Source organism: Lentzea xinjiangensis, from assembly GCF_900110955.1.
Lineage (GTDB): Bacteria > Actinomycetota > Actinomycetes > Mycobacteriales > Pseudonocardiaceae > Lentzea > Lentzea xinjiangensis.
In genome coordinates this window covers 101976-124679 of record NZ_FOFR01000010.1, presented here as the reverse complement: position 1 = coordinate 124679, position 22704 = coordinate 101976, and the positions used below count along the sequence as shown (strand labels likewise).

At 67.0% G+C, this 22704-nt stretch carries 21 protein-coding genes and 3 pseudogenes; 13 read left to right on the top strand and 11 right to left on the bottom strand.

From position 1 onward, the window contains the following. The first annotated feature begins 39 nt into the window (after positions 1-39). The gene (locus tag BMW88_RS21960; protein ID WP_245777967.1) at positions 40-1536 is read left to right on the top strand and encodes a family 43 glycosylhydrolase; all 1497 of its coding nucleotides are present in this window, start codon (positions 40-42) and stop codon (positions 1534-1536) included. Between the two features lie 73 nt (positions 1537-1609). Then, positions 1610-1936, top strand: coding sequence for a glycoside hydrolase family protein (locus tag BMW88_RS42855; protein ID WP_218148163.1), 327 nt, complete (start codon positions 1610-1612; stop codon positions 1934-1936). A 156-nt stretch (positions 1937-2092) separates the two neighbouring features. Here BMW88_RS42855 and BMW88_RS42850 read toward each other — a convergent pair whose 3' ends face one another. Continuing rightward, a complete protein-coding gene (locus BMW88_RS42850) occupies positions 2093-2290 on the bottom strand; it encodes a hypothetical protein (RefSeq protein ID WP_218148162.1) in 198 nt (65 codons plus the stop codon). A 2-nt stretch (positions 2291-2292) separates the two neighbouring features. Here BMW88_RS42850 and BMW88_RS42845 point away from each other — a divergent pair, with 2 nt between their 5' ends. Further along, positions 2293-2670: an AbfB domain-containing protein gene (locus BMW88_RS42845; protein ID WP_218148174.1), complete on the top strand. Its 378-nt coding sequence runs from the start codon at positions 2293-2295 to the stop codon at positions 2668-2670. Here the strand turns inward: BMW88_RS42845 and arfA are convergent. The 4 genes from arfA to BMW88_RS21935 form a co-directional block, all read right to left on the bottom strand. Then, positions 2664-4169, bottom strand: coding sequence for an arabinosylfuranosidase ArfA (gene arfA, locus BMW88_RS21950; RefSeq protein ID WP_089953433.1), 1506 nt, complete (start codon positions 4167-4169; stop codon positions 2664-2666). The genes BMW88_RS42845 and arfA overlap by 7 nt on opposite strands. Positions 4170-4176: 7 nt before the next feature. Continuing rightward, positions 4177-5040, bottom strand: coding sequence for a carbohydrate ABC transporter permease (locus BMW88_RS21945; RefSeq protein WP_089953432.1), 864 nt, complete (start codon positions 5038-5040; stop codon positions 4177-4179). Next, the gene (locus BMW88_RS21940) at positions 5037-6002 is read right to left on the bottom strand and encodes a carbohydrate ABC transporter permease (RefSeq protein ID WP_245777966.1); all 966 of its coding nucleotides are present in this window, start codon (positions 6000-6002) and stop codon (positions 5037-5039) included. The genes BMW88_RS21945 and BMW88_RS21940 overlap by 4 nt, the downstream gene beginning before the upstream one ends. Positions 6003-6068: 66 nt before the next feature. Further along, positions 6069-7382, bottom strand: coding sequence for an ABC transporter substrate-binding protein (locus tag BMW88_RS21935; protein WP_089953430.1), 1314 nt, complete (start codon positions 7380-7382; stop codon positions 6069-6071). Positions 7383-7661: 279 nt separating this feature from the next. Here BMW88_RS21935 and BMW88_RS21930 point away from each other — a divergent pair, with 279 nt between their 5' ends. The 3 genes and pseudogenes from BMW88_RS21930 (at position 7662) to BMW88_RS21915 (ending at position 11693) form a co-directional block, all read left to right on the top strand. Beyond that, positions 7662-8786, top strand: coding sequence for a LacI family DNA-binding transcriptional regulator (locus BMW88_RS21930; RefSeq protein WP_245777965.1), 1125 nt, complete (start codon positions 7662-7664; stop codon positions 8784-8786). Between the two features lie 460 nt (positions 8787-9246). Next, a pseudogene (locus tag BMW88_RS21925) lies at positions 9247-10054 on the top strand (IS5 family transposase). Positions 10055-10814: 760 nt separating this feature from the next. Beyond that, on the top strand, positions 10815-11693 hold the full coding sequence (locus tag BMW88_RS21915; protein ID WP_089953426.1) for a GNAT family N-acetyltransferase: 879 nt from the start codon (positions 10815-10817) through the stop codon (positions 11691-11693). Positions 11694-12667: 974 nt separating this feature from the next. Here the strand turns inward: BMW88_RS21915 and BMW88_RS44480 are convergent. Both BMW88_RS44480 and BMW88_RS21910 read right to left on the bottom strand, forming a co-directional pair. Beyond that, entirely contained in the window at positions 12668-12823 is a 156-nt protein-coding gene (locus BMW88_RS44480; protein ID WP_143116200.1) for an AraC family transcriptional regulator, read from the bottom strand. A gap of 146 nt (positions 12824-12969) precedes the next feature. Continuing rightward, entirely contained in the window at positions 12970-13200 is a 231-nt protein-coding gene (locus BMW88_RS21910) for an AraC family transcriptional regulator ligand-binding domain-containing protein (protein ID WP_089953425.1), read from the bottom strand. Between the two features lie 322 nt (positions 13201-13522). Between BMW88_RS21910 and BMW88_RS21905 the strand changes: the two genes are divergently transcribed. Then, positions 13523-16279, top strand: a complete 2757-nt coding sequence (locus BMW88_RS21905; protein WP_089953423.1) for an ATP-binding protein — start codon at positions 13523-13525, stop codon at positions 16277-16279. Here the strand turns inward: BMW88_RS21905 and BMW88_RS21900 are convergent. After that, entirely contained in the window at positions 16233-16652 is a 420-nt protein-coding gene (locus BMW88_RS21900) for a ferritin-like domain-containing protein (RefSeq protein WP_177221226.1), read from the bottom strand. The two genes, BMW88_RS21905 and BMW88_RS21900, sit on opposite strands and share 47 nt — an antisense overlap. A gap of 429 nt (positions 16653-17081) precedes the next feature. On the opposite strand from BMW88_RS21900, the gene BMW88_RS21895 reads away from it, so the two are divergent. From BMW88_RS21895 to BMW88_RS41030, 4 genes are all read left to right on the top strand, one after another. Next, a complete protein-coding gene (locus tag BMW88_RS21895; protein ID WP_089953420.1) occupies positions 17082-17387 on the top strand; it encodes a putative quinol monooxygenase in 306 nt (101 codons plus the stop codon). A gap of 78 nt (positions 17388-17465) precedes the next feature. Beyond that, the gene (locus BMW88_RS21890) at positions 17466-18404 is read left to right on the top strand and encodes an alpha/beta hydrolase (RefSeq protein ID WP_245777964.1); all 939 of its coding nucleotides are present in this window, start codon (positions 17466-17468) and stop codon (positions 18402-18404) included. Next, positions 18401-19024 carry a class I SAM-dependent methyltransferase gene (locus tag BMW88_RS21885; protein ID WP_089953417.1) on the top strand — a complete coding sequence of 208 codons (624 nt, stop codon included), beginning with the start codon at positions 18401-18403 and terminating at the stop codon, positions 19022-19024. The genes BMW88_RS21890 and BMW88_RS21885 overlap by 4 nt, the downstream gene beginning before the upstream one ends. Positions 19025-19228: 204 nt before the next feature. Beyond that, complete coding sequence (locus BMW88_RS41030) at positions 19229-19588, top strand: hypothetical protein (protein WP_143116182.1); 360 nt, start codon at positions 19229-19231, stop codon at positions 19586-19588. 418 nt (positions 19589-20006) lie between these two features. On the opposite strand, the gene BMW88_RS41990 is transcribed toward BMW88_RS41030, so the two are convergent. The 3 genes and pseudogenes from BMW88_RS41990 to BMW88_RS44470 form a co-directional block, all read right to left on the bottom strand. Continuing rightward, complete coding sequence (locus BMW88_RS41990; protein ID WP_177221225.1) at positions 20007-20456, bottom strand: HAD family hydrolase; 450 nt, start codon at positions 20454-20456, stop codon at positions 20007-20009. 119 nt (positions 20457-20575) lie between these two features. Next, positions 20576-20716: pseudogene (locus BMW88_RS44475) on the bottom strand (LppA family lipoprotein); the annotation flags it as partial. 32 nt (positions 20717-20748) lie between these two features. Continuing rightward, a pseudogene (locus tag BMW88_RS44470) lies at positions 20749-20889 on the bottom strand (LppA family lipoprotein); the annotation flags it as partial. 103 nt (positions 20890-20992) lie between these two features. Here BMW88_RS44470 and BMW88_RS42840 point away from each other — a divergent pair. Together BMW88_RS42840 and BMW88_RS21865 are read left to right on the top strand one after the other, a co-directional pair. After that, entirely contained in the window at positions 20993-21613 is a 621-nt protein-coding gene (locus BMW88_RS42840) for a hypothetical protein (protein WP_218148161.1), read from the top strand. Positions 21614-21763: 150 nt separating this feature from the next. After that, positions 21764-22639 (top strand): tyrosine-type recombinase/integrase, encoded by an 876-nt coding sequence (locus BMW88_RS21865; RefSeq protein ID WP_218148160.1) that lies wholly within the window; start codon positions 21764-21766, stop codon positions 22637-22639. Positions 22640-22704 lie beyond the last annotated feature (65 nt).

Here is a 22704-nt window from a genome sequence, read left to right as displayed (position 1 = left end):
GTACCTGACACCCGCGCAGCGCCCCGCAGGGAGAAGAGCATGATCTCGACCACCAGCCGCCGCAGACGACGGCGGACCACCCTCGTCCTGGCCACCACCACCGCGTTGCTCGGCGGGATCACCTCCGCCCTGCCACCGGCGGTGTCGGCGGCCACAGTGGACATCAACGCGTCGTACGTTCTGGTCAACCGCAACAGCGGCAAGGCCTTGGACGTCTACGACCTCGCCACCAACGACGGCGCCAGGATCTCGCAGTACACGCGCAACGACGGGGCGTGGCAGCAGTGGCAGTTCGTCGACTCCGGTGGCGGCTACTACCGGCTGAGGTCCAAACACAGCAACAAGGTCCTCCAGGTCTCGGGCAGCTCGACCGCCGACGCCGCCGACCTCGTGCAATGGGCCGACGGCAACGCGACCAGTCAGCAGTTCCAGCTCGCGGACTCGTCCGGTGGGTACGTGCGGCTGCTCAACCGCAACAGCGGCAAGGCCGTGGAGACCTACGAGTGGTCCACCGCCGACGGTGCGCGGGTCGTGCAGTGGCCCGACACCGGCGGCGCGAACCAGCAGTGGCAGCTGGTGAAGCTGGGCGCGCCGGCGGCGGGCACGTTCACCAACCCGATCAAGCGCAACGGTCCGGATCCCTGGCTGCAACACCACAACGGGTACTACTACCTGGCGACGACGACGTGGAACTCCACGATCACCATGCGCCGATCGCGCACCCTCGCCGGGCTGTCGAGCGCCGCCGACCAGGTGATCTTCAACCTGGCAGGCCGGCCGAACGGCTGCTGCAACATGTGGGCGCCGGAGTTCCACCTCCTCAACGGCCGCTGGTACTTGTACTACGTCGCCGGGCAGAACGTGCCGGACTACAACCCCACCCAACGACTGCACGTGCTGGAGTCCTCCGGTGCCGACCCCATGGGGCCCTACAGCTTCAAGGCCGACCTGGGCAACACCTGGGAGCTGGACCCGAGCATCCTCCAGCACGGCGGCAAGCTGTACCTGATGGGCAGTGCGATGGACGGCACCCAGTCGTTGACCATCACCCCGATGTCGAACCCCTACACGCTCAGCGGCGCGCGGCGCACCATCTCCCAGCCGACGCTGGCGTGGGAACGGCAGACCGCGGCGGTCAACGAGGGCGCTGAGCCGTTGTACCGCAACGGGAAGACGATGATCGTGTACTCGGCCAGTGCGTGCTGGGGCCCGGACTACAAGCTGGGACTGCTCACCCTCACCGGGTCCGACCCGCTCAACCGGTCGCATTGGACGAAGTCGCCCAACCCGGTGTTCCAGCGCAACGACGGCAACGGCGTGTTCGCCCCCGGCCACAACGGGTTCTTCAAGTCGCCCGACGGCACGGAGGACTGGATCGTCTACCACGCCAACGACAGCGCCTCGGGCGGCTGCGACATGAACCGCTCCACCCGCGCGCAGAAGTTCACCTGGAACGCCGACGGCACGCCGAACTTCGGCACTCCGGTCCGCCTCGGCACGCCGCTCGCCGCCCCGGCCGGCGAACCCGCGTCCTGATCGATCACCCTCCGATGGCCGGCGGCCCTCGCCGCCGGCCATCTCCGTCGCTCCGGACAGGAGACGTCCAGTGGTGCGACGACGCACTTCTCTCGCCGGTGGGGTGGCCGCGGTGGCCCTGGCGGTGAGCACCGACGACCTGAACTGGATGCCGCTCAACCAGGGCACCCCGGTGGCCACCCCCACGGCGGGTACCAAGGGTCAGCGGGACCCGTTCATCATGCGCAAGCAGAACGGCGGGTTCGTCGTGCTGGCCGCCGATCTGACCGGCACCGACTTCACCCGCCAGAACCAGTACATCCACGCCTGGGACTCCGCCGACCTGCGGTCGTTCACCGGGTACCGACGACTGAAAATGCACTCCACGCCGACTCACACGTGGGCACCGGAGGCGTTCTGAGACGCCTCGCGCAACCAGTACGGCATCCTCTACTCCGCCAACAGCGGCGGCGCGACGCCTTCTACGCGAACTACCTGTACTACAAGAGCTTCAGCGACGGCCGCCTCTGCGGCGCCCGATCCTCCACCTCACCCCGCGCAGCTTCGACCGGGGCACCTACACCGCCGGCGTGGTGAACGGCGGCATCGAGACCCCGGTCGTGGTCAAAGCCCACGACCGCAACGAGTGGTGGCTGTGGGGCGACTCGTTCTCCCCCGTCAACGGCGAGCTGTGCGCCTGGCGCTCGGGCAACATCGCCACCGGCTCGTGGCCGCCGCTGACCAAGGCCCAGTACAGCCAGCCGCTCGACGCCAAGCATCCGGCACACCGGCAACGCCGCGCGCATCGACCCCTACCCGTTCGACCCGTACCAGGACGCGATGTGGCAGCTCGTCCCGGGCCTGGTGTCCTCGGCGGCCATCTCGTTCCGCTCGCTCAACCACCCCGACCGCTACCTGCGCCACGTCGACTACGCATTCGTCCTGGCCGTGAACGACGGCAGCTCGGCCTTCGCCGCCGACGCCACCTTCCACCGCGTCGCGGGACTCGCCGACTCGGCGTGGACCTCGTTCTGCTCCCACAACTTCCCCGACCGCCACATCCGGGGTTCCGGCTACGCGCTGCGCATCGACCCGATCTCGACCGGGTCGGCGGCGGCCGACCGCCATGACGCCACCTTCCGCATCGGCTACTGACCGCCGGTGAGGCGGACGGCGGTCCAGGACCTGGGCGGCAGGACGACGTGCAGGTCGCCATCGGTGATGCCGGTCTTGTGCGGTCGCGGGACGACGCGGTCCGGATCGGCTTCCGTGTTGGTCGCCGCACCGTCCTCGTCGTGCACGGTCCACGCCTCGGCCACCATCACCTCACCGAACGCGGCCAGATCCGCCCGGAGTTCCACCGGCTCGGACTGATGCCGGTTGACCATGAACACCACCGTGCCGCCCGTTTCCGCGTCGTGCGTCGCGACCGCGTCCACGACGGGGACGTCACCGAAGCGCTTGGTCCAGTACGTCGGCGAGGACGTCTCCACCCGCAGCACCTGCCCACGCGCCAACCGCGAGGTCAACGCGAACGGGTGGAAGATCGTCTGGCGCCACGCCGGTCCGCCCGGCTCGCTGCGGATCGGCGCGATCACGTTGACCAGCTGCGCCTGGCACGCCACGGCCACCCGGTCGCTGTGCCGCAGCAGCGACATCAGCAGGTTGCCGACGACGACCGCGTCGTTCACGTCGTACTGGTCCTCGATGACGCGCGGCGCGACCTCCCACTCGGTGCGCGGCGTGGCGTGGAACCGCTTCATGTACCAGACGTTCCACTCGTCGAACGACAACGTGATGCGCTTGTCGCTCTTCAGCCGCGCGCCGACCGCGTCCGCCGTGGCGACGACGCTGTCGATGAAGTGGTCCATGTCCACCGCGGAGGCGAGGAAGCTGTCCACGTCACCGTCGAGCACCTCGTAATAGGCGTGCAGGGAGATGTGATCCACCTGCTCGTACGTCAGCTCAAGCACGGTGGACTCCCACTCGCCGAACGTGGGCATGGCCGAGTTCGAACTGCCGCACGCCACCAGTTCCAGTCCCGGTTCGGCCTGCCGCAACGCGCGGGCCGTTTCGGCGGCCAGCCGTCCGTACTCGTGGGCGGTCTTGTGGCCGAGCTGCCACGGGCCGTCCATCTCGTTGCCAAGGCACCACATCTGCACCCCGTGGGGTGCCTTGGAACCGTTCGCCCTGCGCAGCTCCGACAGGTGCGTGCCGCCTTCGTGGTTCATGTACTCGTGCACGTCGAGCGCTTCGGCGACGCCGCGGGTGCCGAGGTTCACCGCGTACATCACCTCGACGCCGGCCTTGTGTGCCCAGCGGACGAACTCGTCGATGCCGACCTCGTTCGTCTCGAGGCTGTGCCACGCGAGTTCGCGGCGCACCGGGCGCTCGGCGACCGGGCCGACACCGTCCTCCCAGCGGTAGCCGGACACGAAGTTGCCGCCGGGGTACCGGACCAGCTCGACCCCGAGCTCACGGGTCAGTCCCAGCACGTCGCCGCGGAAACCGTCCTCGTCGGCGGTCGGGTGGCCGGGCTCGTAGATGCCGGTGTAGACGCAGCGGCCCATGTGTTCGACGAACGACCCGAAGAGCCGGCGTCGCACCGGCGCGATGACGTAGTGGGGGTTGAGGACCAGGGAAGCGTTGAGCACGGTTCTCCTACTTCACAGCGCCTGCCGCCGCCCCGCTGCGCCAGAAGCGCTGCAACAGGACGAAGGCGACGACGAGCGGGACGATGGCCAGCAGTGAGCCGGTCACGACGAGGTTGAACAGCATCCGGTTCCCGGCGTCCTGCTGTGCGGTGTTGAACCAGGTGGTCAACCCGACGGTCAGCGGGTAGAGGTCGGCGTCGCTGAGCATCACCAGCGGCAGGAAGTAGTTGTTCCACGTCGCCACCAGGGTGAACAGGAAGACGGTGACGAGCGCGGGGCGCATCATGGGCAGCACGATCTGCCAGAAGATGCGCAACTCGCCCGCCCGGTCGATGCGCGCGGCATCGATCAGCTCCACCGGCACGCTCTCGTCCACGTAGACGCGGACCAGGTACGCGCCGAACGGGCTGAGCAGCGATGGCAGGACGACCGCCCACATGGTGTTGACGATGCCGAGTTCGGACAGGATCAGGTACGTCGGCAGCACCAGTGCGGTGGCCGGCACCATGATCATGCCGAGCAACGCGGTTTCGAAGAACTTCTTGCCCATGAACGAGAACCGCGCCAGTCCGTAGCCCGCGGCGGCGGCGAGTGCGGTCGCGCCCAGAGCGCTGAGCCCCGCGTACAGCGCTGTGTTGACCAGCCAACCGCCGTAGACACCGCCGTCCTCGCTGAACAGCTGCTCGATGTTCTCCACCAGGTTGAACTCGGCGAACCACAGCGCCGGGCTGTCGAGCAGGTCCGGCTGGCTCTTGGTGGCCGCGATGACCACCCAGAGCAGCGGCACCAGGAAGTACAGGATGCCCGCACCCATCAGGAGATGCGGGAGCCAGGTCTTTCCCCTCGTGTTGCTGGCTCCGCCGCTGGTCATGAGCGTGCTCCCCGCCTGCGGTTGACGAACACGAACGCGTAGGCCACCACGAACACCACGAAACCGAGCGTGAACGAGAGTGCGGCCGAGTAGTTGAAGTCCGAGTAGGCGAACGCCTGGTTGTAGGCGTAGAGGTTCGGTGTGTAGCCGGCCGAGATCTGCGGCGCGAACCGGGCCATGATCTGCGGTTCGGTGAAGAACTGCATGGTGCCGATGACGGTGAAGATCGCGGCCAGCGAGATGGCCTGCTTGATCGCGGGCACCTTGACCCGCAACGCGATCTGCACCGGCGTCGCCCCGTCGATGACCGCGGACTCGTACATCTCGCGCGGCACGCCCTGCAACGCCGAGTACAGGATGATCATGTTGTAGCCGGTCCACGCCCAGGTCACGATGTTGCCGAGCGACACCAGCAGCAACGAGGCGCTGAAGAAGTCGATCGGGTCGCCGCCGAGGAGCGTCGGCAGGTCCGCGAACGGGCCGAACGTGCGGCTGTACAAAAAGCCCCACATGAGCGCGCCGACGACGGCCGGCACGGCGTAGGGCATGAACGCGATGAGCCGGAACGCCACGGCGAACTTCGTCGTGACGGCGTCGAGCGTCAACGCTCCGGCCAGCGCGATGCCGAGCATGACGGGGATCTGCACCAGTCCGAAGAGGACGACCCGCCACAGGCCGTCCAGCAGGACAGGGTCGGTGAACGCGCGCACGTAGTTGTCGATGCCGGTGAACCGGGTGCCGAGCGCGAGGCTCTTGCTGGACAGGCTGAGCCAGAACGCGTAGCCGAGTGGCACGATCAGGAACGCGACGACGACGAGGAAGAACGGCAGTACGAACAGTGCTCCGGCCACCGGGTGCGCGGTGACCCGGCGCCGTCTCCGTCGTGGTTTGCTCTCGACCGGACGGGGAGACGGCGGCAGGTCGTCGACCGCGGGTGCCGTGATCGGTATGGACCGCGTCACGGGGGACCTCCTGGACTGGGGTGGTCGGCCTGCCGCGAACTACGAGCCGCGGCAGGCCTCGGGGCACTACCGGCTGACCTTGAAGCCCTGCTTCTCGGCGTACGCGACGACGTTCTTCTGCGTCTCCCCCAGCACCGTGCTCCACTGCCTGCTGCCCGACATCGCCTCGGCGGCGCGGTCGTTGAGGTCCTGGAAGACGAAGTCCTGGAACGGCGTGTACTGGAACTCGCCCAGCTTTCCCGACACCGGCACGAAGATCTCGTTCACCTTCTGACCGTTGAAGAAGTCGTACGCCTTGCCGGTGAACGCCGGATCGGCCGCGACCTCCTTCACCAGCGGGTAGAGGAACGCCTTGTTCAGCCCGATGTCCCACGCGGTCTTCGAGCGGCCGAACAACTCGCGGGCCACCGTGGCCGCCGCCTGCGGGTTCTTGGCCTGCTTGGTCACGGTGAACGTCGAACCGCCCCAGTCGCCCTGCTCGTCGGCGCCCGCGGTCCACTGCGGCATCGGCGCGACCGCCCACTTGCCCGCGGTGTTCTTGAGCGAGCCGGCCACGTAACCCGGCGTCCAGCCGGCCGCGGCCCAGGTCCAGTACTTGCCGGAGTCCAGCGCCGCGGTGGCGTCGGCGGTGAAGAACTTGTCCTTGGCCATCAGGCCCTTGTCCACCAGGTCGCCGTACAGCTTGACGACCTTCTCGCACTCGGGCGCGGTCAGGTTGATCTTCACCTGGTCCTTGGCCTTGGCCTGCGAGTAGCCGTACGGCCGGCAACCCGCCTGCCACATCAGCCCGTTGAGCCATCCGCCGTCACTGCCGAAGCTCGCGACATAGGCGTTCGGGTCGACGGCCTTGATCTTCGCCGCCGCGTCGGCGTACTCCTGCCAGGTCGTCGGCACCGGGATGCCGTGCTGGTCGAAGAGGTCCTTCCGGTACATCAGCGCCATCGGTCCGCCGTCCACCGGGATGGCGTAGACCTTGTCGCCGTCGGTGGCCTGGCTCCACGCCCATTCGGCGTAGAGGCTCTTGTCGTCATTGGCGCCGTACTGCCCCATGTCCACCAGCGCGTCGAGGATGACGAACGTCGGGATCTGCTGGAACTCGACCATCGCCACGTCCGGTGCGCCCTTGCCGGCGGTGAACGCCGTTTTGAGCTTGGCGTACTGGTCAGGGCCGGTGCCGACGTTGGTCCAGTCGACCTGGATGTCCTCGTGGGAGGCGTTGAACGCGTCGACCACGCCCTTGAACTCCGGGTACCAGGCCCAGACCGACACGCGCACAGGCCCGTCGGCGTTGTCGGCGGCTCCGCCGCACGCGGCCACGGCGAGCAAGCCGGTGACGACGAGCCCTGCGCGGAGTTTCGCGATCCATCTGGTGCTGAGCATGATCAGCGCCTTTCCATCGCGTCATGCGTCAGTGCATGCGCGATCGCCATCACGGTGAGTGATCGGGATTGCGGCGACCCCGTGAGGCACGAATCGAGGACCCCTGAGGTCTGTGCGGTGCTGCACCACGGGCTGGCGGGCCGAGTGAACCGACCGAGGCTGCCACCGTGGCAATGGGTCTTGCTGCGCTGCAAAGCACTATGGCCCGCCTTTTGCTGCGCTGCAAGGCCCAATCTGACGCCATTTGAGCTCGAGGCTCGCCAGGCTCCACGCTCCTCGGTGGGCTGGGCTTGTCGTGGCGAGGATCGGCAGGCACACTGCTTTGCAGCGCTGCAGCGGTGGGCCGCCGCGCCGGTCCGACGGAGTGAGCCGATGCGCGATGCCACGCTGCGTGACGTTGCCCAACTCGCGGGGGTGTCCGCGCGCACGGTGTCGAACGTGGTCAACGGCTACGCACCGGTCACCGAGCCCACCCGCGAGAAGGTCGAGAAGGCGATCAAGGAGCTGGGCTACCGGCCCAACGTGCTGGCCCGCAACCTGGCGAACGGCCGGTCAGGGCAGATCGCGGTAGTGGTTCCCTTCCTGGACGTGCCCTACTTCTCCGAACTGCTGCAGGCGATCATCCCCAGGGCCCGCGAGCGTGGCTACCACGTGCTGATCGACCAGACCGACGGCGATCCCACCCACGAGCGAGAACTGATCCGGCGCGGCGCACGGGCGGCCCTGTTCGACGGAATGATCTACAGCCCGCTCGGCTTGGCGCAGGAGGACCTGGCCGAGAGCGACCCGACGTTTCCGCTCGTCCTCCTCGGCGAGCGGTCGTCCAACGCCTTCTTCGACCACGTGGGCATCAACGACGTCGAGGCGTCCCGTGAGGCCACAGCGCATCTGATCGGTCTGGGCAGACGTCGGATCGCCGCGATAGGCGACCAGCCGTACCCGACCGGCGAGGCGGCGCAGTTGCGCACCCTCGGCTACCGGCAGGCCCACGCGGACGCCGGTCTGCCGGTGGACGAGTCGCTGATCGTCCAGACGCGCCGGTTCAACCGTGCCGACGGTGCAGCCGCCATGCGAGCGCTGCTCGACCGGGACGACCCGCCGGACGCCGCTTTCGGCTACAACGACACGGTGGCTCTCGGCGCGTTGCACGAGGTGCTGGAAAGGGGGTTGCGGGTGCCCGAGGACATTGCGCTGATCGGCTACGACGACATCGACGAAGGCCGCTATGCCAACCCGGCGATCAGCACCATCTCTCCGGACAAGGACGCCATCGCCACGACGGCGGTGGAAAGGCTGCTCATGCGCATCGGCAACAAGGAACCACTGCCCGGCATAGAGGTACGCGCCTCGCACCGGCTGATCGCCCGCCACAGCACTGTGGGGCGCGTACAACGCGCTGAATGATCGACCAACGCGGTGCTGTGGCGCAGGGTCCGGCGTTCACCGCCGGTCAAGTGCAGTCGTCGCAGTTCGATGAGGTCTGCCTGACCGGCCTTTGGTGCGACGACAAGATCGGGCAACGCCATGCGAAACATTGCGCTCCTAGCGTCCGGCCGAAGCTGGCGAGATCCGAGGAGCCCCGTGGGCTGTCCGCATGCAACATGACGGCAGCCCGTCGAACATTCAGCGCGGCTCACGTCCAGGCAGCGAACGCAGTCCTACTTGTCCACGCCGCGGCCACCGGCTGCGTGTCCGGCGTGATCGGTTGCAGGCTGGTAGATCAACTGATCGCGAGCCCGACTGCGCGCGATGTGGCTCAGCACCAGCGAGGACGCAGTAAGAACTCCTAACAGAATGATCTTGGAGCAAGTTTGATCGTCGATGTGTTGATCACGATGTGAGGAAGGGCGAGCGGCTTCCCTGGATCGTGTCCGACGAGTCGTGGGCGCGGATCGAGCCGCTGCTCCCGGTGGTGCCGCGTCGTGCGGACCATCCGGGGCGCAAGCGGCTGGATGACCGCAAGGTGTTGTGCGGCATCCTGTTCGTGCTCTACACCGGGATTCCGTGGGAGTTCCTGCCGCAGGAGTTGGGCTTCGGCTCCGGGATGACCGCCTGGCGGCGGCTGCGCGACTGGCATCAGGCCGGGGTCTGGCAGCGGCTGCACGAGAATCTGCTGGCCGAACTCAACGCGGCGGATGCGCTGGACCGGTCGCGGGCGGTGATCGACGGCTCGCACGTCCGCGCGCTCAAAGGCGGCCCAAAACGGGCGCGAGCCCGGTCGACCGCGCCAGAACGGGCTCGAAGCACCACCTGATCACCGAAGGACACGGCATCCCGCTGGCCGTCTCGCTCACCGGCGGGAACCGCAATGACGTCACCCAGCTTATGCCGCTGATCGAGCAGATCCCGCCGGTGCGCGGCAAACGCGGCCGGCCACGGTTCCGGCCCGACGCGCTGTACGCCGACCGTGGCTACGACCACGACAAGTACCGCACGCTGGTGCGCGACGAGGGCATCACGCCTGTGATCGCCCGTCGCGGCAGCGAACACGGCTCCGGACTGGGCGTCACCGCTGGGTCGTCGAGCAGACCTTCGCACTGCGGCACTGGTTCCGCCGCCTGCGGACCCGCTGGGAGATCCGCGACGACATCCACGAAGCCTTCCTCAGCCTGGTCTGCGGCATCATCTGCTGGCGCCGACTCCGCAACCTCTCATTGAGTCAGGAGTTCTGAGCTTGAGTTTCGATCTTTGATGTCCGTTGTCGAGGTCCTGCCGGGCTCATGGTGTTGTGACGGAAGCCGGTTTCGTGACCCGGCTGGGCCTCCGGACCTGGCCGGCAGGACCTCGGCGCGTTCGTGGGCGAGGCGATCATCGGTCGGATCGCACGAAATCCACGGCGGACGCGGGCCGGGGACAGCCGGCGGGTGTGGCCGGTGCGCGTTCCAGGGGCGGCGCCGATCCTCCACCAGAGACCGGCCGGACCGGAGCTGGGTGTAGGCGGCGATCATCAGCCAGGTCCACCGATCCGCCGCCTGCGGGTCGCGGATGCGGGGCCGGGGCCGGGGCCAGCCCAGGGTCTGCCTGAAGAACCGGAACGTGTGTTCCAGGTCGAATCGGCGCAGGAACGCCTGCCACAACCGGTCCACCTGTGCTGCGGTGACTTCTCCCTGGACGGTGCTGGAGTGCCACAGCCACAACGGTTTCCCGGCCACCAGCCCTCGTCCTGGCGCTGCCGCGGTGACGGGTCTGCCTGGCGCCGGACCCAGCCGTAGTAGGTGGAAGAGGCGATACCGAGAACCCGGAGGATGGGCTCGACCCCGAGGCGGCCTCGAAGCTGTGACACGAGCTTCGCGACCGTCGCCGGGTCGGGTCGAGCTCCGAGGTGGATGAAGCGCTCGCGGCCTTGAGGGTACCGCCAGGTGCCGTGATTGCGATCCTCGCCAGGCGCGGACGCCCAGCGCTGCGAGTAGGTGCTCGGAGCGGCAAGGATCGTTGATCTTCCAGTTGCGATTCTCGCCGATGCGGACGCCAGCGCCGCGACGCCAACGCGCTCGCGACAGTCATGCCTTCGTTGCCGTTGCGGTCCTCGCTCTTGACCCCGTTGTCAACGTCTTCGACGCCAGCCGCTCCGGCCTCGACCAGGGGGACGGCATCAATGACATAGGGGAACAACACGTGATTCGCGATGCTCGCCCTCCGACGACGTTCCGGCCGCGCTCACATGAGGGCTATCCGTGTGCCGTTCGGCGTCCAAAAGGGCAATACTACGGCATCCGGCAATGTTCAACCGCACGCAAGCACGTTGAGGAGGTATCACCACAACATCCGAGCTCCGCCAAGAGGATGGCCATGCGCATCAAAGAACTCAACCGAAAGACGGCACCGGCAGTCGTCGAAGCAGTGTTCGAAGGGTTGTCGGCAGAGAGCCGATACCTGCGTTTCCACAGGAATATGACACGGCTCGACTCCTATGCACGCGGCCAACTGGTCGATGTCGATGGCGTACGCCACGTCGCAGTAGGTGCGTTTCAGGGCAATCAAGCGGTTGGTGTCGGCAGATTGATCGCAATAACATTCGATCGCGCAGAGTTCTCAGTCGCAGTCGTGGACCGCTGGCAACGACACGGCATCGGCCGAAAAATTCTCAGGAAGCTGACCCGCATAGCGGCCCGCATCGGCTACACCGAGATGTACGGTGCAGTTCTTCCCGAAAATATCCCCATGATCGCATTGGTGCGGTCTGAGCTGACTGGCGTCCGCATCACTCCAGAAGCGGACGGCCTGCGCGTCATCTACACATTAGGTAATGGTACACGTCCTGATTACGAGATCACCCAAGAAGATCTTGTCGACTGCCTTCAGAAGTGGTAGCTGTCGCCGATCCCCTGGGCAACCGGACCACCAAAGCGGGTCATGCCTGAATTTCATTGCCACCTTGATTCGGATGGCTTCCTCGCCGTCTCCCGTCTGACTCCGGGCATACTTGGTCATGAGGTTGGCGACTGAACTCGACTGATAGCTGATAGCCATCAAGTCTGATGTAAGCACGTTCAGTGTTGTAGTGATCGAACCGAGGCGCCAGCGCGTCGGATCAGGCGGCATTGTCGCCGAAGACCTCGTAGTAGGCCCGCTCGGTCTGCAGAGTGCGGTTGAAGCGTTCTGTGCTCCTACTTTCGTCAAGCTGCTGCCGGAAGTCAGCCGTCCGGTTCTGATCGGGTTGTTGGTAGCGGGAGGTTGTTGTAGGTCTCTCGGGCGACGTAGCGCTTGAGGCAACGGTGATCTCGCGTTTGCTCAAGTCTTCGGCGGTGCGGCGTTGGGCGTAGTCGTGGGTGGGCTGGTGGCAGCGGATGCGGGCGATGGTGACGATGTAGAGGGCGCGGTCGCCGCTGCGGCTGGGCCGATGCCGGCCAGTGGCGCGTCCGCTGCTGGCCGGTTGTTGTGGCGCGATGCCGCAGAGTTTGCGAAGGCGGCTTCACCGTGGATGCGTTCGGCATTGCCGCCCGCGGTCACGAGGAACTGCCCGGCGAGCTCGACACCGACCACGTGGAGCTTCACCAGGCCGGAGCGGCGGCTCGCACGAGTGCCCCGGTCTGCTTGCTGAGGATCGGATCTCGTCGTCGAGGGTCTTTCAGCGTCGGGCCGGGTCACGCAGTGCGGTCTTGACTCCCGCCAGGAGCAGCCGCTCGGCGTCACCGGTCAAGGACAACAGATCATCGGTTCCGGGACGCAACCGCGGACATCGGTTGATCAGGGTTCGAGGGCGCTCTGATCATGACGCCCATAGGGTCTTGAACGCCTGCGCGGGACTTGACCGCACTGGTGCGGGTGACTCGCAGGGGTGCGGATCACCTCAACGCTCGTGGCGGTATTGCGCGGGCTCGTCGTGTCGTGGTCGGCGTCTGGCCCGTCCAGCGGATGCAGGAATGGCGGAACCCGCAGGCATCGCTGAAGCCCGTTTCGTGCGCGATCGCCGCGATCGTCGGCGTCGACTCCCGCGGCAGGAACTGCGCGTGCTGGCTCGCACCCGGTCGCGAATGGAGTTGAAGCGCTCACCCGGCCTCGGTCAGCTGCCGACGCAGAGTCCGTTCGGTGACGTGGAGCTCCGCCGTGGCGGCCGCCATGATCAGCGGCGTGCGGAGGTCCCGGTTCAGCAGCGTCTCGACGGCACGACGATCTCCGGCCGGGTGGCGCCGACGGTGAGGAGGCGCCGGCACGCGTCGACCGCGACCGCGCGGGTCGGTTCACGGCGGGTCGCGATGGGCAGCGCGAGAGACCAGGCGGGGAAGACCACGCAGTCGGCCGCGGCACCGAACGTGACGGGGCAGCCGAAGACGAGCTGCAGTCGTCGGCGTTGCAGAGAGTCGTGTGCGGCATCCACTCACCAATCCCCCCGGCCTCTGCGCTCGTGGGACGGGTGGCTGAATGCTGCGCCGAGGTGAGAAGCGAGGCCCGACCGGCACGATCGCGGTCGAGCGCCACTCTTCGAGTTCATCACGCAGTTCGACGACCTTGGTCCGATTTGTCAACCACCTGCGCGAGATTGCTCGATAAGCCATGCTCTCGTGCCCGATGACACCAGCTTCCCGATCCGCTCCCTCGAATCAAGCGTACTGCTCCTAGTCTATTTGGGACGACGGCGACGGTCTGCCTGCGACGGTTCGACGTTCAGCCAGTCGACAACGAGAGCGTGAGGGACAAGGATGGCCGGTTGCGGGCTGTTCGGGCGCCACGACGAGTTGGCGTGGATCTCGGAGTTCCTGGACGGGGTGCGACGGTCCGGCGGGGTCCGGCTGATCCGCGGCGAGCCCGGAGTCGGCAAGTCCTCCCTGATGGGCGCTGCGGCGGAACTCGCCGTTTCAAAGGGGATACGCACCTTGCGGGCGTCCGGATCGGAGTTCGAGGCGGACGTCAGCTACGCCTGCCTCAACCAGTTGCTGTTGCCTGTCTACTCGATGCTCGAACGTCTGCCGGCCGGTCCGCGTGAGGCGCTGTCGGTAGCGCTCGGCTTCGGTTCCGGTGAGCCGGCCGACGTCCTCCTGGTCTGCAATGCCGTCCTCTTGCTCATCAGGGAGCTCGAAGGCGAAACGCCGGTGGTACTGGTGGTCGACGACGTGCACTGGATCGACCGTGCCAGCGCCGTCGTCCTCGGCTTCGTCGCTCGGCGACTGGACGGCTGCAGAGCAGGACTGCTGGCGTCGTTGAGAACGGACTCGGCGAGCTTCCTCGACCTGCGAGGACTCTCCGAGCACGTTCTGGCGCCGCTCGACGACGAGGCGGCCGGTCAGCTGATCGACTCCAGGCAGCCGCAGATGCCCGCACGCATACGGCGTCGACTGCTCGATCTCGCACAGGGCAATCCGCTCGCGCTGATGGAACTGCCGACCACCTTGCTGGGTTCCGCGCAGAGCGCGGCAACGCCGTCCGAGATCGTCCCTCTCAGCGACCGCTTGCAAGCTGTCTTCGCCGCACGCCTCACCACACTGCCCGAAGCCACCCGGCAGGTGCTGTTGCTCGCGACCTTCGAGGGCACAGGCGACGTCCGGGTGCTCCGAGCCGCGCTGACCGACCGGCCCAGCCCAGCCGATTTGGCTCCTGCGGAACGCGCGCGGCTGGTTCGGGTGGACGATGCGACGGCCCGAATCGCGTTCCGGCATCCGCTCATCCGCTCGGCGATCGTGGCGATGTCCACCCATGAGGAGCGTCGTGATGCGCACATCGCCCTCGCTGGCGCACTCGTCACCGACCCCGAGCGCCGCGCTTGGCACCTCGCGGCCGCAGCCACCGGCCCGGATGAGGCAGTAGCTTCACTCCTGGACGATGCTGCACATCGTGTGATGCGCCGCGGCGATGGAGTCGCGGCCATAGCGGCCCTGGTCCGCGCGGCCGAGTTGAGCACCACGAACGCGGAACGGGGACGACGGCTCGCCGAAGCCGCCTACATCGGCGCAGAAGCGATCGGCTCCATCGACGACGCCAAGGTCCTGCTGACCGACGCACGAGATGCGGACGTGGGCTCCTTGCACGCGGCCGGCGCGGCTGCCTTCCTCATGATCAACGGAGACGGCGACGTGAGCACTGCACACCGTCTCCTCGTAGGTGCCATCGAGACCGGCGACCACGGCTACCGGACCGACAACCCCGCACTCATCGAGGCGCTGCACACGCTGCTGTTGCTGTGCTGGTACGGAAGCACGCCCGAATACTGGAAACCGTTCTTCGCGGTGCTGCGGCGGCTTCAACCGCGGCCGACGGATCTTCTCGCGCTGGCGAGCGATAGCTTCGCAGACCCGGTCCGCACCGGAAAGGCCGCTCTGCCGCAGATCGACGCGGTTCTGCAGACACTGACCGACGACGTCGACCCGACCCGTGTCGTACGGATCGGCACAGCTTCGGTGTACCTCGATCGTCTCGGCGACTGCAGGGCGTCGTCGTGGCGCCTGGTACACCACGGACGTGACGGTGGGCCACCGCGCCGGCACCTCGGGGCGCTGATGCACCTGTGCCTCGATGACTTCTTGACGGGGCGATGGGACGAGGGCGAGGAACTCGCCGCAGAAGGACAGCAGATCAGTGACACCGGCGGGTTCTCGTTCTTCGCCTGGTACTTCCAGTACAACCGCGCGATCCTCGCCGCAGGCCGGGGACGGTTCGAGGAGGCGTACGCGCTCGCCGACGAGATCACGCACTGGGCGTTGCCGCGCGGGGTGGCTGCCGCCGCACTCTTCGCTCACCACCCACGAGTCCTCGCCGCAGCGGGGCAGGGCAACTACGACGCCGCCTTCGAGCACGCCGCCGCGATGAGCCCGCCCGGCATGCTCGCACCTCACGTCCCGCACTGCACATGGGTCATGTTCGACCTGGTCGAAGCAGCTGTTCGAACCGGACGCACGGCCGAAGCCAAGGCACACGTCGCGGCGATGCGGAAGGCCGGGGTAGGAGACCTGTCGTCACGGATGGCATTGCTCCAGGCCGGCGCCGAAGCCCTCGTCTTCAACGACGCGGATGCGGTGTCCCGGTTGGAACTCGTACTGGAGAAAACTGAAGGAGACCGATGGCTGCTCGACCTTTCACGGGTACGGCTCGCGCTCGGTGAGCAACTGCGCCGCACCCGGTCAGCTACGCGTGCCCGCCGGCATCTCATAGCCGCGCGCGATGGGTTCGCCGCCATGGTGGCGCAACCGTGGCTCTCCAGAGCGGAGACGGAACTACGTGCCACCGGACACCGATTGCCCCACAAGCGGCAAGACGAACCGGCTCCGCTGACCACGCAGGAAGCCGAGATCGCACAGCTGGCGGCGAGCGGCCTGACCAACAAGCAGATCGCTGAGCGCCTCTACCTGTCGCATCGGACGGTCGGTGCGCACCTTTACCGGATCTTCCCCAAACTCGGTGTCACCTCGAGAGCGGGGCTCAGGGACGCGCTCTCTCCGCCTGCTGAACGGCAGCCTGGGCGCTGAGTGCTTCGGCCTGCGTCTCCTTCTCCTCCAGCAGCCGTTCCAGCAGTCGCCGAGTGGTGGGATCGGCGTCGCCGATCCAGCGCACCGCTTCCTGCAAGGTCTGCACCAAGATCCGCGCCCCGATGAGGTTCTGCTTCACGATGCCGGCCAGGTCTCCATCAGGGAAGGCTCGGAAGGGAATTCTGGTCCGCGCACTGAGGTGCTCCGGATCGTACTCGCCGGTCGAACCTAGCTGCCGCAGCCGGACTGCGACCAACCTGGCGCCACCACGATCGCGTTCGGCTCCGGAGAAGAGGAACTCGGCGAGTGACCGGCCCGACGGGGCGCGAATGTCAAGCGCGTGCTGCTCGTACTGCAACGAGGACACGACCATGCTCGCCAGCAAAGCGTTGAGCAGCCGGGCGGTCGTGGACAGGTCAGCACGATTCGACGGAGTGACCGGTCCGTCATCCAGGTCGAACAGAGCACGATCATGGACCTCGCGGGTGCCCGGCGCCGAGGACCGCGCCGCAGGGTGTTCCCGTCCTGATGACATCACACCCTCGATGGTGCGGCGTGTGGCGGGACCAGCGCATCAGTCAGATTACCTAACCACGGCCGCTACGGGACCGGAGTGGTCGTCGACATTCCTCGCACTGGGTCTCCAGCGCCCATCAAGGAACCCCGGGATTCCTTCATGACCATTAGGTCATCAGCCGCCGGCGCCCCGGTTGCGCAGAGTCGGATGACAGATGCGCCACCGCACCGGAGCAGCCGAGAGTGGCTTCACCACAAGCGATTCCGCTTCCAAGGAGAGTGCCAGATGACCATCGGCCACGGCTTCCACGCCACCATGACCGCACACCCCGGCAAGGGCGGCGAAGTGGTGGACTTCCTGCTCGCGTCGCCGTCACTGACCAATGAGGACTGCGTCGTCTTCCTCGTCAGCCGTTCCGCGTCCAATCCCGACGTCATCCACGTCACCGAAGGCTGGACGAGCGAGGAGACACACCACAGCTTCTTCGCCACCGCGGAGGCGCAGGAACTGGTGGCGCAACTGGGAGAGCTGATCGACGGCGAGTCCGAGTACGTCGACGCGGTCCCGGTCGGAGGGAAGGCCGCCATCTGAGCTCGGGCAACAGCGATCGCACCCCCACAACCCGACGGAGTTCCGATGACATTGGCACGTCCCCCCTTCGATCCCGAGTTGGGCGCACTCCTCGCCGAGTTGCCGTCGGCACCCCAGCTCAACTCCGAGGTGCTCGACCAGATCCGGCCGTACTCGTGGTCGCCGGTGGAACCGCTGCTCGCCGGCAAGGCCATCGACCGGCGTGACTTCGACATCGACAGGCATGACGGCACCAGCCTTCCGATCTCGGTCCTCAGCCCCACGGGTCCGCACCGTCCACACCCCGCACCGTGCGTTTACTGGATGCACGGCGGCGGAATGGTCATGGGTGACCGCTTCTCCCAGATCGACATCCCACTGGAGTGGCTAGACCTCTTCAACGCCACCGTTGTCAGCGTGGAGTACCGGCTGGCACCGGAGTTCACGGGTACTGACCCGGTTCACGACTGCTACCGCGGCCTGCTCTGGGTGGCCGAGCACGCCACCGAACTGGGCATCGACCCGAACCGGATCATCATCGCGGGCATCAGCGCAGGTGGCGGCCTCACGGCAGGAGTCGCCCAGATGGCACGCGATCTCGGCGGGCCGTCGCTCGCAGCCCAGGTGCTGGTCTGCCCCATGCTCGACCATCGCAACGACAGCACGTCCAGCCTCCAGTACGCCGGAGGGCCCGGCACCTGGACACGAGAGCAGAACGAGTTCGGCTGGCAGTCGCTGCTCGGCGGGCTGGAGGACGACGCCGTACCCGGCTACGTCTCCCCGGCCTTGGCCGCAGACCTGTCCGGCCTGCCTCCGACCTATGTGGACGCGGGCACCGCGGAGGTGTTCCGCGACGAGGCCGTGGCCTACGCCACGCGCATCTGGGCGGCGGGTGGCGACGCCGAGCTGCACCTCTGGGCGGGCGGCTTCCACGGGTTCGACGCGCTGTACCCGAAGGCGCGGCTCTCGGCGCAGGCACGCCTCACCCGGACCGAGTGGCTGTCCAGGGTGCTGGCCGAACAGCAGGCAGCGCGATGACGAACGGACATCGGGCGGCATTCCTGCGAGAGTTCCTCCGCGCTCCACTCGGTGTCGCGGCGGTCACCCCCAGTGGCGCGCAACTGGCTGAGCTCATCACCACACCCGTGCCGTGCGAAGGCGACCCCTTGGTCGTGGAACTCGGCCCCGGCACCGGCGCGTTCACCGCCGCTGTCCAGCACCGGCTCGCGGGCCGGGGTCACCACGTCGCGGTCGAGGTCAACGGCCGCTTCGCCGAACTGCTGGCAGCCAAGTACCCGGCGGTCGACATCGCCGTGGCCGACGCTCTCGACCTCGGCGAGGTACTGGCGCAGCGAGGTCACCGGCGAGCCGATGTGATCGTGAGCGGATTGCCGTGGGCAGCGTTCACCGAAAGCCGGCAGGACCGGCTCATGGACGCGGTCACCGGCGCGCTTGCGCCCGACGGGGTCTTCACGACGTTCGGCTACACGTTCGCACGCTGGGCCTCGCCCGCCAGACGGCTGCAGGGGTTGCTGGCGGACCGGTTCGAAGAGGTCGTGACCGGACGGACGGTGTGGGCGAACCTCCCGCCGGCGTTCGTCCACTTCTGCCGCAGGCCCAGGGTGCCGGCGTGGACGCACGTACTCAGGTCCGCATGACACCCGCTGTCGTGACCGCACCGGGCACGGGTTGACCGTCGGCAACGGAGAAGGCTCTCGTTGCGTGCGAGAGGGCCTGAAGCACATCGAGCTGTTGATGCCCGCCCTCTCACGCAACGACTTCGTCAGCACGGAATTCCGTGCTGACGAAGTCGTTCGCCTCGTGCCCGTCGAAGGACGCTCCGCCGCAGAGCCGTCACCCACGTGGGCGTTGCCGAGGATGATCAGGTCGTACAGCAGGTCGTCGCTGCCTCCCGAACGCAGGTGGTGTTCGTAGGCCGTCGCCGCCGCGCTGACGGCCTCTTCGTGGTGACCGGCCTGCAGGTGGCAGGAAGCGGCGAGCTTGACCAGCAGGATTTCGAGGTCGGTCTTGCCTTCTCCGCGCATGAGTGCGCGTATCCACTCGATCCTGTCGGAGGCCGCGTCATCCCTGCCGGCCCAGATCACCCGGCCTGGCCCGGCGAGGCGCCGTCTCGGGCACCGGGAACGCGGCCATCCGCGCAGATTTGCGCGGCCCGTCGCCGCCGGGAGGTGCTGGGCCGTCACGAAAGCGTGCTCTCGTGAGCCTCTCTCCCGCACCATCTCCCTCGACGCCCAGCTCGATCTCGAAGCCAACTCCCGATCGGATCCGCTAGCGCGGACCGCGCTCGACCTCTCTGCTCCACCGTCAGCGGAGATGACAGTGATGACCAACGCCGTGCAACACCCGAAGAAGTAGCCCGCATCAAATCCGTGCGAACCGACACCAGCACCGGATGGATCGTTCACCGCCGACCGTCGGGGACCTGCACAGAGCGAATACCACCAGCAGGCTCGCCAACTGGATACCACCACACCGCACCTTCTGGAACTCGAGTTCGACCCCTTGGGTGCCGACAGGTGTTTGACCGAGCCTGGTCGCCATAGTGTGACACGACAGATTGGCCGAAGCCGGGCTGAAATAACACCTCGACTCCGTGGTCAAGGGTTCGCACGCAACCATTCAAATCGACCCCTTCCCAGCCTGGGATGCGACTGAAGATCGCCTGAGGATGTACGGCAGGTGCAGGCCGCCACCGGTCCAGCGAATGCCGCGCATGTCGCGCACGACGACAGGCGCGGCGGTGCGCAGGGCGGCAATGCCGACACCGATCAGGTGCGCGGGATTGGCTGCGAGACCAGCACTCACTCCGATGATGCCGCCCTCGAAAACAGCGCATTCGCTGATTGGCAGGCCGAGCGCAGCCGCGCCGCGGAGGTAGCCCTCACAACCGGGCTTGCCACGGGCCATGTCCTTGCGCGTCATGACATGGACTGCAGATGGGTTGAGCGTGAAGGCGTACCGTTCGTCGAGTTCAGCTGGGATGGGGACGACGAAGGCGATCAGGTGTGCGGGCGAGGCTGGGCCGCCCAGGCCCTGGACGGCACCCTCTCTGGACGACTGTTCTTCCACATGGGTGACGATTCGAACTTCCGCGCGTCACCGTTCCCCGAAGGCGTCACCTGGGATAGCCGCTGAACGAATGTCCAGTACCGCGCCTGATCGGGTGTGCGCTCCAGGTGAGCGACAGCTCAAGACTTCCGCGATGGCGTTCCGCGCTGGTGCACCTGCGCCTTCAAGTGGCAGCCGGTCCGGACGTCCAGCGGCGTGTTGGCCGCGGTGCCGAAGCTGATCTGCGCCCCATCAGGTTTCTTGTAGGCGACTTCATGATCGCTCGGCGGTTGACGATGATCACCGGTTGCCTGTCAAAGCCGTAATCTTCCGCGATTTCGCCGACGATCGCCTCGGCGCAAGGCCACTGGTCATCTGGCAGGTTGCCCTTCGAGCTCCACCGAGGTAGGTGCCGTACGTCGATGTCACCGCTGAGGTCGGGGAACTCGCTGCCACACCCTGATGCAGGGTTGCAATCCTCCCCTTCCGAGGAGCAGTACCCGTCCGATCACGATGCCTGCCACGATGGCCCCGGTCACACTCGGGAGGCAGGACCAGTGTCCACGGCAAACGATCAGCTGCGGCGGGCGCGGGAACGCACCGCCTCGCCCACCCAGCCTGACGAGTGCCTGTCCCGGCAGGAACTCGCGGACCTGGTCAACGCCTACGTCTGGCACCACCACCAACGCAAGGTGGAGCTGGACGCCAACTACATCGGCAAGCTCGAACGCGGCAACATCCGCTGGCCGAGCGCGCTCTACCAAGAGGCCCTGCGCGTCACCCTGGGTGCATCCGGCGACGCCGCACTGGGCTTTAGCAATCGCCGTCGCACGGTGGTAAAGCTGGCGACCGTGGACCGAAAGCAGTTTCTGCGCACCGCCGCCCTCGGCGTCAGCTCCCTTGCGCTCGCCCCGGTCGCCGCCCTGCTGGAAGGCGCCCAGCCCACCGTGGCCCCCGCCCGCGTCGGCCAGAACGAGATCGAGCAGATCCACACCGCGGCACGCGTGTTCGCCGGGTGGGACCACACCTACGGCGGCGGCCTGGCCCGCGAAGCCGTCCTCGCCCAACTCCGCTTCTCCGCCGACCTGCTCGGCGCCAACTACGTCGGGCGTGATCCAGACGGCAAGCGCAAGCAGCTGACCAAGACCTACGACACTCGGAAGGAAGCCCGCGCCTAGTACGCGAAGATCAAGCACCAGACCGACGAGGGAACGTTCGTCGGGCCGGACAAGATAACCGTCGCGGAGTGGCTCGACACCTGGCTGACGTCGGCGACGATCGATGTCGAGAAAGCCACGGCCTCGAACTACGCCGACGCGCTTCTGCCGGTGCGGGAACGGCTCGGCCATCGGCGCCTTCAGCAGCTCAGCGAAGAAGACGTGGACGGCTTGGTGAGCTGGATGCTCACTTCCGGTCGCAAGCGCGGCGGCAAAGTCGGCAGCGGACTCGACGTCCGGTCGGTACAGCTGACTCTCGGCCGCTTCAGGGCCGCGCTGAACGTCGCGGTGCGACGGAAGTTGGTCGTGCGGAACGTCGCCCAGTACACCCAGATTCCCCGCGAGGCACGCCGGAAGGCAGCAGCGGCTGCAGCTGAGCGAGTGCCCTGGAGTGAGACGGAGGTGAGACAGTTCCTCGCCGCGATCCGGGACCACAGACTGCACGCCCCGGTCCTGCTTTCGCTGATCGGGATGCGCCCGGCCCAGGTGTGCGGACTCCGCTGGTCAGCCGTCGATCTCGAAGCCGAGACGTTGTCCGTGGAACTCACCCGGACGCTCGTCGACGGCGAAGTCGAGGAGAAAGGGCCGAAGTCCGAGAAGGGCAAGCGCAGATTGCCGCTACCCAAGCCGCTGCACGCCGCTTTGAAAGCCCTCAAAGCCCGCCAAGCGCGCGAGGCGATGAAGGCAGGTGACGCCTACGACCGTTCAGGGTTCGTGCTCGTCGACGAACTGGGCGCGGCGTGGAAGACGGACAAGTTCAGACGGGCGATCTACAAGCTGATGGCCCAGGCGAAGGTCCGGAAGGTTCGCCCCTACGACGCCCGGCACGCCTGCCTGACCTATCTGGCCACCTCCGGCGTCCCGGACGTCATTGTCAGCGCTTGGGCGGGACACGCTGATCTGAGCTTCACCAAGCGGGTTTACATCCACCCCAACGCCGAGCACCTGAAAGAAGCCGCGAACCAACTGGACGAGTTGCTCGGCTAACAAGCAGTACAAGCGTTCGTGAGAAATTGTGAGATGACGGCCCTCAAAACGCAGTCAGGGCCTTG